This window comes from Sphingomonas sp. BE123 (assembly GCF_031456015.1).
GTDB lineage: Bacteria > Pseudomonadota > Alphaproteobacteria > Sphingomonadales > Sphingomonadaceae > Sphingomonas.
The window spans coordinates 25542-40239 of record NZ_JAVDTW010000001.1; the positions used below are offsets into that span (position 1 = coordinate 25542).

Annotated in this window: 11 protein-coding genes; 9 read left to right on the plus strand and 2 right to left on the minus strand. The window is 66.9% G+C overall.

Translation table 11 applies throughout. From position 1 onward, the window contains the following. The first annotated feature begins 4 nt into the window (after positions 1–4). Positions 5–1033, plus strand: a complete 1029-nt coding sequence (locus J2Y54_RS00095; RefSeq protein ID WP_310035937.1) for a LacI family DNA-binding transcriptional regulator — start codon at positions 5–7, stop codon at positions 1031–1033. A gap of 7 nt (positions 1034–1040) precedes the next feature. Here the strand turns inward: J2Y54_RS00095 and J2Y54_RS00100 are convergent, their stop codons facing one another. Beyond that, positions 1041–1721 (minus strand): arylesterase, encoded by a 681-nt coding sequence (locus tag J2Y54_RS00100; protein WP_310035939.1) that lies wholly within the window; start codon positions 1719–1721, stop codon positions 1041–1043. 50 nt (positions 1722–1771) lie between these two features. Between J2Y54_RS00100 and J2Y54_RS00105 the strand changes: the two genes are divergently transcribed. The 8 genes from J2Y54_RS00105 (at position 1772) to J2Y54_RS00140 (ending at position 13674) form a co-directional block, all read left to right on the plus strand. Further along, positions 1772–2470 (plus strand): ATP-binding cassette domain-containing protein, encoded by a 699-nt coding sequence (locus tag J2Y54_RS00105; RefSeq protein ID WP_310035940.1) that lies wholly within the window; start codon positions 1772–1774, stop codon positions 2468–2470. Further along, positions 2467–4986 (plus strand): FtsX-like permease family protein, encoded by a 2520-nt coding sequence (locus tag J2Y54_RS00110; protein ID WP_310035941.1) that lies wholly within the window; start codon positions 2467–2469, stop codon positions 4984–4986. The genes J2Y54_RS00105 and J2Y54_RS00110 overlap by 4 nt, the downstream gene beginning before the upstream one ends. A gap of 163 nt (positions 4987–5149) precedes the next feature. Then, positions 5150–7447: a TonB-dependent receptor gene (locus J2Y54_RS00115; protein WP_310035942.1), complete on the plus strand. Its 2298-nt coding sequence runs from the start codon at positions 5150–5152 to the stop codon at positions 7445–7447. 1 nt (position 7448) lies between these two features. Continuing rightward, positions 7449–8738, plus strand: coding sequence for an MFS transporter (locus J2Y54_RS00120; protein WP_310035945.1), 1290 nt, complete (start codon positions 7449–7451; stop codon positions 8736–8738). Next, the gene (locus J2Y54_RS00125) at positions 8735–10357 is read left to right on the plus strand and encodes a carboxylesterase family protein (protein ID WP_310035946.1); all 1623 of its coding nucleotides are present in this window, start codon (positions 8735–8737) and stop codon (positions 10355–10357) included. Before J2Y54_RS00120 ends, J2Y54_RS00125 begins: the two co-directional genes overlap by 4 nt. Further along, a complete protein-coding gene (locus J2Y54_RS00130) occupies positions 10354–11934 on the plus strand; it encodes an AMP-binding protein (protein WP_310035947.1) in 1581 nt (526 codons plus the stop codon). Before J2Y54_RS00125 ends, J2Y54_RS00130 begins: the two co-directional genes overlap by 4 nt. A 55-nt stretch (positions 11935–11989) precedes the next feature. Then, entirely contained in the window at positions 11990–12703 is a 714-nt protein-coding gene (locus J2Y54_RS00135) for a TetR/AcrR family transcriptional regulator (protein WP_310035948.1), read from the plus strand. Positions 12704–12780: 77 nt separating this feature from the next. Beyond that, on the plus strand, positions 12781–13674 hold the full coding sequence (locus J2Y54_RS00140) for an SDR family NAD(P)-dependent oxidoreductase (RefSeq protein WP_310035949.1): 894 nt from the start codon (positions 12781–12783) through the stop codon (positions 13672–13674). Positions 13675–13680: 6 nt separating this feature from the next. Here the strand turns inward: J2Y54_RS00140 and J2Y54_RS00145 are convergent, their stop codons facing one another. Further along, positions 13681–14664: an aldo/keto reductase gene (locus J2Y54_RS00145; protein ID WP_310035951.1), complete on the minus strand. Its 984-nt coding sequence runs from the start codon at positions 14662–14664 to the stop codon at positions 13681–13683. Positions 14665–14698 lie beyond the last annotated feature (34 nt).

The window sequence follows — 14698 nt, forward strand, 5'->3', positions numbered from 1 at the left end:
TCATGTGACTGACCGGCAAGACTCTGAACCCCGCATCATCGTCCGAACGCTCAGTGATCTTGCGCGGATTGCGGGGGTCTCGGCGGGCACCGTTAGCCGGGCATTGGCGGGCAACAGCCTGGTCAATGCCGAGACGCGAGCCCGCATTGTCGCGCTCGCCCGCGAACACGGCTTTCGGCCCAATCAGATGGCAAGCGGACTGCGGCGGCAAAAGACCGGCGTGATCGGCATCGCCATCCCGCTGGGCCATGACCAGCGCCAGCAGATTTCGGACGCGTTCTTCATGACATTGCTCGGGCATCTTGCCGATGCGCTGACCGAACGCGGCTACGATCTGATGCTGCGCCGGGTCATTCCCGAGCGCGATGAAGACTGGCTCGACCGCTTCATCGGTTCCGGCATGATCGACGGCGTGCTGGTGATCGGCCAGTCCGACCAGTTCGACCGGATCGAGGATGCCGCGGACGGCTATCGCCCGATGGTGGTATGGGGCAACCATCGCGAGGGGCAGCGCCATTGCGTCGTCGGGTCCGACAACCGGCTGGGTGGTCGGCTGGCGGCGGAACGCCTGATCGCGGGCGGCGCGCGCCATATCTATTTTCTGGGTGACGTCACCGCGGTCGAGTTCGACGCGCGCTTTGCCGGGGCGGCCGACGTGGCGCAGCGCATGGGCGTCGGCATCACGGCCTTGTCCAGCCATTTGTCGACCGATCGGCTCGAGGCTGAAGTCGCGGCCAATCTCGACCGCGCTTTCGCGCCGGGCGATGCCATCTTTGCGGCGACCGACACGCTTGCCGTCGCCAGCATTGCGCGATTGCGTGCGATGGGCGTCGAATGTCCGGGTCTGGTCCGGGTCGTCGGGTTCGACGATTTGCCACTTGCCGCGCATACCACGCCGGCATTGACCACCGTGCGCCAGGATATTCGCGCCGGTGCCTTTGCCATGGTCGATCTGCTGATGCGGCGGCTGGCGGGCGAGGATACTGAAAGCATCGTGATGCCGCCGCATCTGATCGTCCGAAAATCGGCCTGACGGCGCGTCAGGAATCCGGTGTCAGGGGCCCCGCGACCAGCGGCACGACCCGCTCCACGATCTTTTCCAGCCCCTTCGGATTGGGGTGAATCCGGTCGGGCAGCATCAGCGCCGGGTCGGTCACCACCCCGTCGAGGAAGAACGGGTAGAGCACCGCGTCATAGCGCTTGGCCAGATCGCCATAGATGGCGTTGAACGCGTCGGCATAGTCGCGGCCCATGTTCGGCGCGGCGATCATGCCGGTCAGCATGATCGGGATGCCGCGCTTTTTCAGTTCCTCGCAGATCGCGGTCAGGTTCGCGCGCGTCTCTGCCGGGTCGATCCCGCGCAGCATGTCGTTGCCGCCCAGATTGACCATCACCAGATCCGGCTTGCGGTCGAGCCCGTCGAGGGTGAAGCCGAGGCGGCGCAGCCCCGCCGCGCTCGTGTCGCCCGATACGCCGGCATTGTGCACGCGCGCGGCGATCCCGCGCGCGGTGAGCGCTTGTTCGAGCTGGGCCGGGAAACTCTCCTGCGGCAGCACGCCATAGCCGGCGTACAGGCTGTCGCCAAAGGCAACGACCAGCCGCGTGTCGGCCTGCTCCGCACCCGCGCTGGCAGCCCCCGCAGGGGTCGGTGAGGTGGCCAGCGACTGGTTCGCCGAATCATTTTCGCCCGAACAGGCGGCAAGGCCTTGGAGGAGCAACATTGCGCCCGCATATGGGGCAAGCTTTCTGATCAAGGACGTCATCTCCACCTATGTCGATCGAACCGGTGGCGGATATCGCAATCCGCGCGCGCAATGTCACCCTGACGCTTGGAACGCGCGAGGCGCCGACCGAAATTTTGAAGGGCATCGATGTCGATATCGCGCGCGGGAGCAGCGTCGCGATCCTCGGCCCGTCGGGGTCGGGCAAATCGTCGCTGATGGCGATCCTGTCGGGGCTGGAACAGGCCAGCGGGGGCAGCGTGAGCGTCGCGGGCATCGCCTATGACACGCTGGACGAGGACGGCCTCGCGCGCGCCCGGCGGGGGCGGGTCGGGATCGTGCTTCAGGCATTTCACCTGCTGCCGACGATGACCGCGCTGGAAAATGTCGCCGTGCCACTCGAGCTGGCCGGAGCGGACGATGCCTTTGCGCGTGCCGCGACGGAGCTTGAGGCGGTCGGCCTCGGCCATCGCCTCACCCATTATCCGGTGCAGCTGTCGGGCGGCGAGCAGCAGCGCGTCGCCATTGCGCGCGCGGTGGCGGGGCGGCCGGAGATCATCTTCGCCGACGAACCGACCGGCAATCTCGACGGCGCGACCAGCGGGGTCATCGTCGACCTGTTGTTCGACCGCCAGCGCGCGGCGGGCGCGACGCTGCTGATCATCACCCATGATCCTGCGCTCGCCAGCCGGTGCGACCGCGTGCTGACGATGCGCGACGGGCATATCGTCGCGGACAGCGCTGCATGAGTGCGCTGGGCTGGGGCAAAGCGTGGAGCATCGCGCGGCGCGACCTGCATGCCGGGTTTCGCGGGCTGCGGCTGCTGCTCGTCTGCCTGTTTCTCGGCGTCGCGACGCTGGCGACGATCGGCAGCCTGACCGCGTCGATCACCGGCGAGATTTCGGCGCGGGGGCAAATTCTGCTCGGCGGCGATGTCGAGGTCGGGATGACCCAGCGCCAGGCATCGGCGCAGGAGCGCGCGGCGTTCACTGCACTCGGCACGGTCAGCGACACGATCCGAACCCGCGCAATGGCGCGGCGCACGACCCCGATCGCGGGCGCGCCGGATGCGGTGCTGACCGAACTCAAGGGCGTCGATGCCCGCTATCCGCTGTATGGCAGCCTGACGCTGGAGCAGGGGCGCTATGCCCCGCTCGCGCCCGACGCCATCCTGATCGGCCGGGCGCTGTCGGAGCGGCTGCTGCTCAAGACTGGCGACCGGGTGCGCTATGGCGACGTCGATTTCCGTATCGTCGGGCTGATCGCCGACGAGCCCGACCGGGTGGGGGAGGGGTTCACGCTCGGCCCGGTCGCGATTGTGTCGCTCGACGGGATGAAGCGCACCGGCCTGCTGCAACCGGGCGCGCTGTATGAAACCAAGTATCGCGTTCGCCTGAACCCCGGCGTGACACCGGAGGACGCGGTCGACGGGCTCAAGCAGCGCTTCGCCACCGCCGGCTTCGAATACAAGACGCGCGACCGTGCCGCGCCAGGTGCCGTGCGCTTTTTCGAACGCATGGGGCAGTTTCTGTCGCTGATCGGCCTCGCCGCTTTGGTCATCGCCGGGATCGGGGTCAGCAACGGCGTCGCCTCCTATCTCGGACAGAAGCGCGGCGGGATCGCGACGTTCAAGATCCTTGGCGCGACCTCGGCCGATATCAGCCGCATCTACCTGCTCCAGATCGCTGCCGCGTCGGCGCTGGCAGTGGGCGCAGGGCTGGTGGTCGGCGCGGTGTTGCCGATCGCGTTCGTCGCGCTGGCGGGGGACCTGCTGCCGGTCGCGCCGGGCTTTGCGGTCTATCCGCTGCCGCTGCTGACCAGCGCCGCCTATGGCCTGCTGATCGCTTTCGCCTTTGCCATGCCGCCGCTCGCCCGGGCGCGTACCCATCCCGCCGCGGCGCAGCTGCGCAGCGGGGTGGAGGAATCGCGCCGCATCGACCGGCGCAGCACGCTGCTCGTCGCCCTCGCTGGCGCGCTGGTCGTGACGCTGGCGCTGGTCACCGCGCGTGAGCCGATCTTCGCCGCCGCCGTGCTCGGCGCGGTCGCGCTGGTGCTGCTGATCCTGCTCGGCATCGGCGCGCTGATCCGGCGGTTGTCGGCCAGGTTGCCGCGCCCGCGCCGACCGCTGCTGCGTCTCGCCCTGTCCAACCTGCATCGTCCCGGCGCGCAGACCGTGGCGCTGGTGATTGCCCTCGGGCTTGCGCTGACATTGTTCGTCACGCTCGCCGCGATTCAGACCAGTCTGGATGCCGAGATCGAGCGCGCCGTCCCGCAACGCGCACCCAGCCAGTTCGTGCTCGATATCCCGTCCGAATCGCGCGACGCGTTCTCCGCGCTGGTGAAGCGCGAGGCACCCGAGGCGAAGCTCAACATCGTGCCCTCGCTGCGCGGGACGATCACGGCTTATGGCAATACGCGCGTCGCCGACCTGAAGACTCTGCCCGAAGGTGCGTGGTTCCTGCGCGGCGAGCGTGGTGTGACCTACTCCGCCATGCTGCCAGAGGGCAGCGAACTGGTCGCCGGGCAATGGTGGCCCAAGGACTATGCCGGGCCGCCGCTCGTCTCGCTCGACCGCGAGGCCGCGACGCTCCTCAAGCTCGGCGTCGGCGACACGATGACCGTCAGCATCCTCGGCCGCGAGATCACCGCGAAGATCGCGTCGCTGCGGCAGGTCAATTGGGACACGATGGGGTTCAACTATATCCTCGTCTTCTCGCCCAACACGCTCGCCGCCGCACCGCACAGCCTGACCGCGACGATCGACATGGAGCCGAAGAACGAAGGCAAGGTGTCGCGCGCATTGCTCGGCGCCTTCCCCTCGGCCTCGATCATCGCGGTGAGCGAGGTGGTCGGACAGGTGCGCACGATCCTCGACCAGATGGCGACCGCCATCCTGCTCTCGGCATCGGTCACAATCCTGGCCGGCATCGCGGTGCTGGTCGGCGCGATCGCCGCGTCACGCCAGGCGCGCAGCTATGACAGCGTCATCCTCAAGACCCTGGGCGCGACGCGGCGACAGATCCTCGCGGCACAGGCGCTCGAATATGCACTGCTTGCCCTGACCCTCGCGGCACTGGCGCTGGGGCTGGGCGGACTGGCGGCGTGGTACGTCATCACCGGCGTGTTCGAATTCGGCTGGGCGCCCGACTGGACCATTGTCGGCGCGACGCTGGGCCTCGGCGCACTCCTGACGCTCGGCATCGGACTGCTCGGATCGCTTCCCGTGCTGTCGGTGCGGCCGGCCCAGGCGCTGCGCAGGCTCTGAAACCCACCGGCGCACGCCGTTCGCTCTCGCGTGCGGAGCGGCGAATGCGCTGCCGGATTAAATATTCACGCGCGTGAGAGTGAATGTTGACTCGGCTGCGCAATCGCTGCATCACGCATCCTGCAAACCGACGCGCGATCGGTGGCTTCAAGGAGAGCTTAGGATGAGGGCAAGGCTTCTGGCGACCGTCTGTGCGGTCACGCTGTTCACGGTTCCGATGTCCGCCGCAGCGCAGGATGCGCCGGCTGATCCCGCGACCGATCCCGCCGCGCGCGGCGATGAGGTGGTGGTCACCGCCACCCGCCGCGCCGAGAACATCAACGACGTGCCGCTGAGCATCAGCGCCTTCCAGCAGGAAGAGCTGACCGAAAAGGGGATTGTCGGGTTCGAGGGGATTGCGCGCGAGACGCCGGGCGTCGTGCTCAACCGACCGACCCAGAATTTCAACAATTTCACCGCGCGCGGCATCGCGACCAACGGCTATAACGCGAACCTGCAAAGCTCGGTCGCGGTCTATATCGACGAACTGCCGGTTTCCACGATCGGCAATACCACCGTGGTCGATCCGACATTGTTCGACGTCGAGCGGGTCGAGTTTCTGCGTGGTCCGCAGGGGACGCTCTTCGGCTCGGGCTCGCTGTCCGGGGCCATGCGCATCCTGACCAAGAGTCCCAATCTCACTTCGTTTGACGCGGCTGGCCAGGTCGATCTCGCGCTGACCGGTTCGGACAGCTTCCGCCAGCGCTACAATGTCATGGTCAATGTCCCGCTGGTCACCGACACGCTCGGGATCCGTGCTGTCGGCTTCTACCGCAATGAGGATGGCTATCTCGACAATATCGGGACCGGCATCAAGAATTCGAACAAGCTGATCAACTGGGGCGGCCGCGTGATCGCGCTGTGGAAGCCGAGCGACCGGCTGTCGATCCGCATCCTTGGATCCTATGAGGACAGCGATCCCAAGGACAGCTCGCTCACCAGCCCGGCGCTGGGCCGCGAAAAGCGCATTTCGGACCAACCCGACCGCTTCACCGGCAAGCAGACCATCGTCAACGGCACCGTCGAGTATGAATTCGATTTCGCGCAGCTGACCAGTTCGTCGACCTATTCCGATTTCGACCAGCGCTTCTATGTCGACCTTGCCGGCACGTTCGCGCCGGGATCCTTCCCGGCGGCGCCGATCGCCTTCGGGCTCGACGCCGACGCCTATGACAAGGTGTTCGTGCAGGAAACGCGGCTGGTCTCCTCGCTCGACGGGCCGTTCGAGTTCACCATCGGCGGTTTCTACATGCACCGGCGCCGCGATGTGGACTATTTCTATCGCTCCAGCCCGGAATTCCTGGCTGCGCGCGGCCTGACCGGGCTTCCCGACCAATATTACCAGAAGCTCTACACCCACCAGATCAATGAGGAACTGGCCGGGTTCGGCGAACTGACCTATCGCTTCTCGCCGCGCTTCTGGCTGACCGGCGGCATGCGGTACGGTCGTACTTCGGCGCAGGGCTTCACCGAGGCGGGCGGCTATCTGGCGAGTGCGGCCGGGTTCAACTATTTCACCTATGCGCTCTACGGGATCCCGGTGAACTTCAACACCTTCACCCCCTATGCGGCGGTTGAGGGGGTCAAGGCGACCGGCTCCGCCCCGTCGTGGAAGGCAAGCGCGACGTGGAAGCCGAGCGCGGCGATCACCACCTATGCGACCTTCTCGACCGGCTTCCGCGCGCCGATCGTCAACGCCCGTGCGGGGGCGGCGAGCCTGACCGATCCGACCGACATCATCATCCCCTATGGTGCGGATTCGGACGATCTCAAGAGCTACGAACTCGGGGCCAAGGCGCGCTGGCTCGACGGCCGCGTGACGATGAACGCGGCGCTTTACCTGATCGACTGGAGCAACATCCAGGCCCAGGCCAATCGCCGCTCGGACTCGGTGCAGTTCGCAACCAATATCGGCGCTGCGCGCAGCAAGGGGTTCGAGGTTGAAATGGGGATCATCCCCGCCAAGGACGTGTTCATCGGACTCAACGCCGCATATAATGACTCGAAGATCACCAAGCTGTCGACCACCGAAGCGGTGGTGTCGGGCGCGGTGCTCGGCCATCGCCTGTCGGCACCGCGGCTGCAGGGCGCGGCATACATCTCCTATGGCTTCGACCTGGGCGACAGCGCGCGCGGCACCTTTGCGATCAACGCGCAATATGTGGGGTCGTACAACAGCTCGTTCCCGAACACGCCGGGCAACCCGAACCTGCGCCTGTCGACCTTCGGCAAGACCGACGAATATGCCAATGTGAACCTCAATCTGGGGGTCAAGAAGGGATCGCTCTCGGCCAATCTCTATGTCGAGAACCTCTTCGACGATCATTCGGTCGTGTACATCCATCCCGAGGCGTTTCTGGTGAGCCGCTTCGGCACGCTGCGCCCGCGCACCGTGGGGATCCGTCTTGGCTACGGCCTCTGATATGGCGACGGCCGGTGGCAACACCGGCCGTCCGTCGCCTGCGAACCGGCCCTGGTTCGTGCTGGTGACGCTGACCTTCGTCTATATCCTCAACTTCCTCGACCGGCAGCTGATCGGCATCCTCGCCAAGCCGATCCAGGATTCGCTGAACGTGACCGACACGCAGCTCGGGCTGATCGGCGGCCTGTATTTCGCGATGTTCTATTGCTTCATCGCGATCCCCGTCGGCTGGTTCGCGGACCGTACCAGCCGCGTCGGCGTGCTCAGCCTTGCCTGCGCGATCTGGAGCGGCGCGACGGTCGCGTGCGGCATGGCGGCGAATTATACCCAGCTGGTGATCGCGCGGATGACTGTCGGGTTCGGCGAGGCAGGCGGTGTGCCGCCATCCTATGCGATCATCACCGACACCTATCCGCCGGGCAAGCGGGCCGCAGCGCTCGGCATCTTCAACCTTGGCCCGGCGATCGGTGCGGCGGCGGGCGTCGCGTTCGGCGCGGCCATCGCCGAGCTCTATGGCTGGCGGCTGCCCTTCATCATCGTCGGCGCGGTCGGCGTGGTCACGGCCGCGTTCGTGTGGCTGACGATTCGCGAGCCGCAAAAGGGCGCGATGGATGGCGCGCGCGCGGCAGGTGCGGACGACAAGGCGCCGTTCTGGCCAACGGTCGGCGCCTTCCTGTCCAACCCGGTGCTGATGCTCGCGGCACTGGGCAGCGGCGCGACGCAGTTCGTCACTTATGGCCTCGGCAATTTCGCGGTCCTCTATCTGATGCGCGAAAAGGGCATGGTGCTGGGCGATGTCGCGGTGTGGTACGCGCTGGTCCTGCTGATCGGCATGGGCGGCGGGATGGTCGTGTCGGGCCGGGTGATCGATGCGATCACGCGCAAATCGCGCAGCGGCTATGCCGTCGCGCCCGCCGTGTCGCTCGCCATCGCAATGCCCTTTTACATCGGCTTCGTCTGGGCACCGACCTGGCCGCTGGCGCTGGCGTTGCTCGCGGTGGTGATGGTGTTCAACTATTTCTACCTCTCGGCCTCGGTCGCGCTGGTGCAGGAAGAGGTGCGACCCAATCAGCGCGTGCTGTCGGGCGCGCTGTTGCTGCTGATCATGAACTTTATCGGTCTCGGTCTCGGCCCGACCTGGGTCGGCTTTGCCAGCGACTGGTTCAAGGCGCAGGGCGATACGCAGAGCCTGCAAAGCGCGCTCTATACGCTCACCCCCTTCTACCTGATCGCAATCGGCCTGTTCGTCGCGCTCGCGCGGCGATTGAAGCGGGAAGGGGCGGCGGCATGAAGTGGTTGGTCGCGTTCATCGCGCTCGCAGTTGGCAGCCCCGCGCTCGCCCAGGCGCCGCAGGTTGCCGCACCGGCCGGCACGGTCGAGGGCGTGGAGCAGGGCGGTCTGCGCATCTTTCGCGGCATCCCCTATGCACAAGCCCCGGTCGGCCCGCTGCGCTGGAAGCCGCCGGTGGCAGCACCGGACTGGCAGGGCGTACGCAAGGCAACCGCGTTCGGCCCCGCCTGCGTCCAGCCGCGCAACCGCAATGCCGGCATCTACACCAATCCGCTCGACACGGTCAGCGAGGATTGCCTGACGCTCAACATCTGGGCGCCCCCCGGGGCCAAGGATTTGCCCGTGTTCGTGTGGATCCATGGCGGCGCGCTGGTCGCGGGCTATAGCCATGAAACCATGTATGACGGCGCGCGTCTGGCGCAGCGCGGCAACATGATCGTGGTGTCGATCAACTACCGGCTCGGCATCCTCGGCTATCTCGCGCACCCGGAACTGAGCGCGGAATCGCCCGACGGCGTGTCGGGCAATTACGGCCTGCTCGACCAGATCGCGGCGCTCCAATGGGTCCGGCGCAACATCGCTGCATTCGGCGGTGATGCGAGCAACGTGACCATCGCGGGCGAGTCCGCCGGGGCGCTCAGCGTCCTGTATCTGATGGCCAGCCCGCAGGCGCGCGGCCTGTTCCACAAGGCGGTGGCGCAAAGCGCGTACATGATCACCACGCCCGAGTTGAAGCGCGGTGCCCACGGCCTGCCCTCGGCCGAGGCTGCGGGCAGCCAGATCATGACGGCGGTCGGCGCGCGCAACCTTGCCGCGTTGCGCGCAATGGACGCCGAGAAGCTGACGGTCGATGCCGCGGCCAAGGGCTATGGTCCGTGGGGAACGGTCGACGGCCAGACGCTGACGCGCCAGCTGGTCGCGACCTGGGATCAGGGCGAACAGGCCAAGGTACCGGTGCTCGCCGGGTTCAATGCGGGCGAGATCCGCTCGCTCCCGGTGCTGCTTCCGCCGGCGCCCGCGAGCGCCGAAGCCTATGAGGCTGCGATCCGCGCGCGTTATGGCGATCTCGCCGAGCCGTTCCTGCGGCTCTATCCGTCGAGCAACATCAAGGAATCGATGCTCGCAACCACGCGCGACGCGCTCTACGGCTGGACCGCGACGCGGATGGTGATCGGCCAGACCGCGATCGGGCAGAGCGCCTATCTCTATCTGTTCGACCATGGCTATCCGGCGGCCGCGGACTATGGCCTGCACGCGTTTCACGCTGCCGAAATCCCCTATGTCTTCGGCACCGCGAGCCGCACGCCGCCTTACTGGCCCAAGATCCCCGACGATGTGACCAACCGCCGTCTGTCGGACGCGATGCTGTCCTATTGGGCGAGCTTCGCGCGCAGCGGAACGCCGGTCGCCGACGGGCAGCCGGCATGGGAGGCCTATGGCAAGGCTGCCAACTATATGGCGTTCGCTGGCAAGCCGCTTCCCGGCACGCGGCTGCTGCCGGGCATGTTCGCACTGCACGAGGCGGCGGTATGCCGCCGCCGCGCGGCGGGCGATCAGCCATGGAACTGGAACACCGGCACAGCCTCGCCGGTCCTCAACAAGGCGACGGGTTGCCGATGATCGACGGAAGCATGCAGGATTATCCACTGACGCTGGACAAGTTCCTGCACCACGCCGCCAAATGGCATCCCGACGCCGAAGTGGTGACTGCGCGTGAGGGCGGGGGGATCGACCGGATCGGCTATGCCGCGCTGCGCGACCGTGCACTGGCGGTATCGTCGCTGCTGACCGGCTTTGGGGTCAAGGCGGGGGATCGCGTCGCGACCCTCGCGTGGAACAGCCAGGCGCATGTCGAGGCGTGGTATGCGATCATGGGCATGGGTGCGGTGTGCCACACGCTCAACCCGCGCCTCACCGCGCAGCAACTTGCGGATATGGCGGTGCAGTCTGGGGCCCGGCTGCTGATCGTCAGCGCCGACCTGCAGCCGCTTGCCCGGACGATCGCCGAGCGTGTTCCTGCCCTCTCGCGCATGCTGGTCATCGATGGCGCGCCGGATGGCGTCGCGAGCGGCTGTGCCGCCACCGCGCTCGAACCGCTGATCGCCACCGCTCCGGGCGGGGCGCGATGGGGTGCGTTCCCCGAAACCGCGCCATGCGGCCTGTGCTTCACCTCCGGCACCACCGGCGCGCCCAAGGGGGTGACCTACACCCACCGCGCCAGTTTCCTGCACACGCTGCGCTGTTTGCAGGCCGATGTGATGGCGATCCGCGCGACCGACAGCGTGCTGGTGGTGGTGCCGATGTTCCACGCCAATGCCTGGGGCCTGCCCTTCGCGCTCCCTGCGGCGGGCGGGCGGCTGGTGCTGCCCGGACGGCATAGCGACGGCGCCAGCCTTGCCCGGCTGATCAAGGCGGCAGCGGTGACGATCGGCGTCGCGGTGCCGACCATATGGCTCGGCGTCGCCGAGCATCTCGAGGCGACGGGCGAGGCATTGCCCAGCCTGCAGCGCATCATCGTCGGCGGTTCGCCACTCGCCCCCGCGCTGATGGAGCGGATCGAGCGGGTGCTGGGCGTCACCGTCCAGACCAGCTGGGGGATGACGGAGCTATCGCCGTCGGGGACTGTCGCGCCGCCGCACGATCCGCAGCGCAATGCCGCAGTTTCGGGACGCCCCGCAATCGGGGTGGACCTGCTGCTCACCGATGCCGACGGCACACCGCTCCCGCGCCAGCGCGACGTCGAAGGGCATTTGCGCGTGCGCGGCGCCGCCGTGGTCGACCGCTATTTCGGGCAGGATGCCCCCGCAACCGACGCCGATGGCTGGTTCGCGACCGGCGACCTCGCGCGGATCGACGCGACGGGCAACCTGATCATCACCGGCCGCGCCAAGGATCTGATCAAGTCCGGCGGCGAATGGATCAACCCGGCCGAGATCGAGGCGGTCGTCGGCGCGCTGCCCCAGGTCTCGCTTGCTGCCGTGATCGGGCGCGCGGACGCCAAATGGGGCGAACGCCCGCTGCTGCTGGTCGAGATGCAGGATGATGCATTGAGCGATGCGGACCTGCTTGCGCCCTTGCGCGGGCGCGTTGCGTCGTGGTGGATTCCCGATGCGGTGGTGCGGCTCGACGCCATGCCGCTCGCGCCGACGGGTAAAATCGACAAGAATAGCTTGCGGTCTCAATATGGAAGCGCTTGAGACCTTGCACGATCCGGCGCGACGAACGGTAGCGTCGTCCGGGCAGCAGGGGAACATGATCCGCGTGGCCGAGCCAACATCCGAAAAGCCCAAGTCCCGCCGCCGTTCGACCAAGGCCGAACAGCGCGCAGACACGATGGAACAGATCCTGGACGAGGCGGAATATCTGTTCTCGAAACATGGGCTGCACGGCGTGACGCTCAAGGATGTCGCCAAGCGCGTCGGTGTCCACCACACGCTGCTCAACTATTATTTCGAGGACAAGAAGAAGCTGTTCGATGCGGTGTTCGCGCGGCGCGCCGTGGTGACCAGCGAAAAGCGGCTGAAGGCGCTTGACGATTACGACGCCGCAACCGGCGGCAAGCCGACGCTGGAAGGCGCGCTGCACGCGTTTCTCGACACCGATCTCGACCTCTATATCGAAGGGGGCGAGGGCTGGAAGAATTACGGCGCGCTCGGTGCACTGGTCGCGAACACGCCCGAATGGGGGGCCGAGCTGATGGACGAACATTTCGATCCGGTTGTCCTGCGCCTGATCGACCTGCTCAAAAAGGCACTGCCCGACTGCGCGGAAGAGGACATCTTCTGGGGCTATCACTTCGTCACCGGCGCGTTGATGGTGACGCTGGCGCGGACCGGGCGGATCGACAAATTGTCGGGCGGCCTGTGCCGTTCGGAGGATTTCGCGGCGATCAAGCAGCGCATGGCCGCGTTCATGGCGGCAGGCTTTCGACAGATCTGCAACAGCGGGTGCCGCGTGCCGATCTAGGCTTGCGGCGCACGCGCGCGCCGCGCTATGGCAATGATATTCACTCACACGTTAGCGAATATATGGGGAGGAACAGAATGTCGCTCGAAGGTCGGATCGCCATTGTTACCGGTGCGGGCGGGGGGCTGGGGCGCGCGCATGCACTGTATCTGGCGGCGAAGGGTGCGCGGGTGGTCGTCAACGACCTGTCCGACACCGCAGCGCGCGATGTGGTGGCAGAGATTGGCGCGCAGGGTGGTAAGGCGCTGGCGCTGACCGGATCGGTCACCGACGAGGCGGCGGTTGCGCGCATCGTGGGGTCGACCATGGACGCCTGGGGCCGGGTCGATATCCTGGTCAACAATGCCGGCATCCTGCGCGACAAGAGCTTCGCCAAGATGACCATGGACGATTTCCGGCTCGTGGTGGACGTGCACCTGATTGGCGCGGCAATTGCCAGCAAGGCGGTGTGGGAAATCATGCGCGGGCAAGGCTATGGCCGCATCGTCATGACCACCTCGTCCTCCGGCCTTTACGGCAATTTCGGCCAGGCCAATTACGGCGCGGCGAAGATGGCGCTGGTCGGCCTGATGCAGACCCTGGCGATCGAGGGCGAGAAATACGGCATCCGCGTCAACTGCCTCGCGCCCACCGCCGCAACCGGAATGACCGAGGGCGTGCTTTCGCCGGCCAGCCTCGCCGCGCTCGATCCGGCGCTGGTCAGCCCGGGCTTGCTCGCACTGGTCGGCGAGTCTGCGCCGACCCGGACCATCCTGTGCGCGGGCGCCGGGCATTTCGCCACGGCGCATGTCACGCTGACCGACGGTGTCCAGATCGGCGATGGCGCCGATGCGGGCGAGACGCTGGTGGCGCGCTGGGGCGAGGCAACGGATCGGGCGGGCGAAATCGTCCCGGCCTATGGCTTTGTCCAGGCCGAGCGCGAACTCGCCGCCGCCAAGGTTGATGTGCCGGCGCTGGCTGTCGCGCGCTAGGCGCGATCAGAACTCCTCGGTGTCGATCTCGGCCTGCGTTGCTGCAGGGTAGCGCGGGCCGGCGATCGCGCCGGGTGCAAAGACCCGGTCCAGTTCGGCCAGCACCGCGGCTGGCAGCGGCGCGAGCGGCGTCGCGAAATTCTCTGCAAGGTGTGCGGGCGATGTCGTGCCGGGGATGGCAACGACATGCTCGCCTTGCGCAAATACCCATTGCAGGCACAATTGCGCCGGGGTGATTCCGCGTTCGGACGCGATGGCGCGTAGTGCGTCGAGCAGCGTCAGGTTGCGCGCGAAATTATCGGCGTTGAAACGCGGCATCATGCGGCGGATATCGCGCTCCTCCAGCGCCTCCGGTGACGCAAGCGCGCCGGCGAGGAAGCCGCGCGCGACGGGCGAAAAGGCGACCAGGGTCGTGCCCAGCTCTGCGCAGGTTTTCAGCACGCCGAGTTCGACATTGCGCGACCATAGCGAATATTCATTCTGCACTGCCGCGATCGGGTGCACCGCATGCGCGCGGCGCAGCGTGGTGGCGGACACTTCGCTCAGGCCGATCGCGCCGATCTTGCCCGCGTCGACCAGCCGTGCAAGTTCGCCGACCGACTCCTCGATCGGCACCGATTTGTCCCAGCGGTGGAGATAGTAAAGGTCGACGCGGTCGGTACGCAGCCGGGTCAGCGATTGCTCGATCGTCGCGCGCAGCGTCTCCGGCCGCCCGTCGATCACGCGCTTGCCGTCCACGCCGGTCATCCCGCATTTTGAGGCGAGGAAATAGTCGCCGCGGCGATGCGCGATGGCTTCGCCGATCAGGCTCTCGTTCGCGCCAAATCCGTAAAGCGCGGCGGTATCGAGATGGTCGTAACCAAGGTCGAGCGCCTGGTTGAGCAGCCGGATCGCATCCTCCCGTGCCGGCGGCGTGCCATAGGCATGGCTCAGTGACATGCAGCCGAGGCCGACCGGGTTGACGGTGGAGGATGCAAGGCGGCGCTTCATGGGACTCTCCGGTACTGACAGCCGTCCTTCCCTG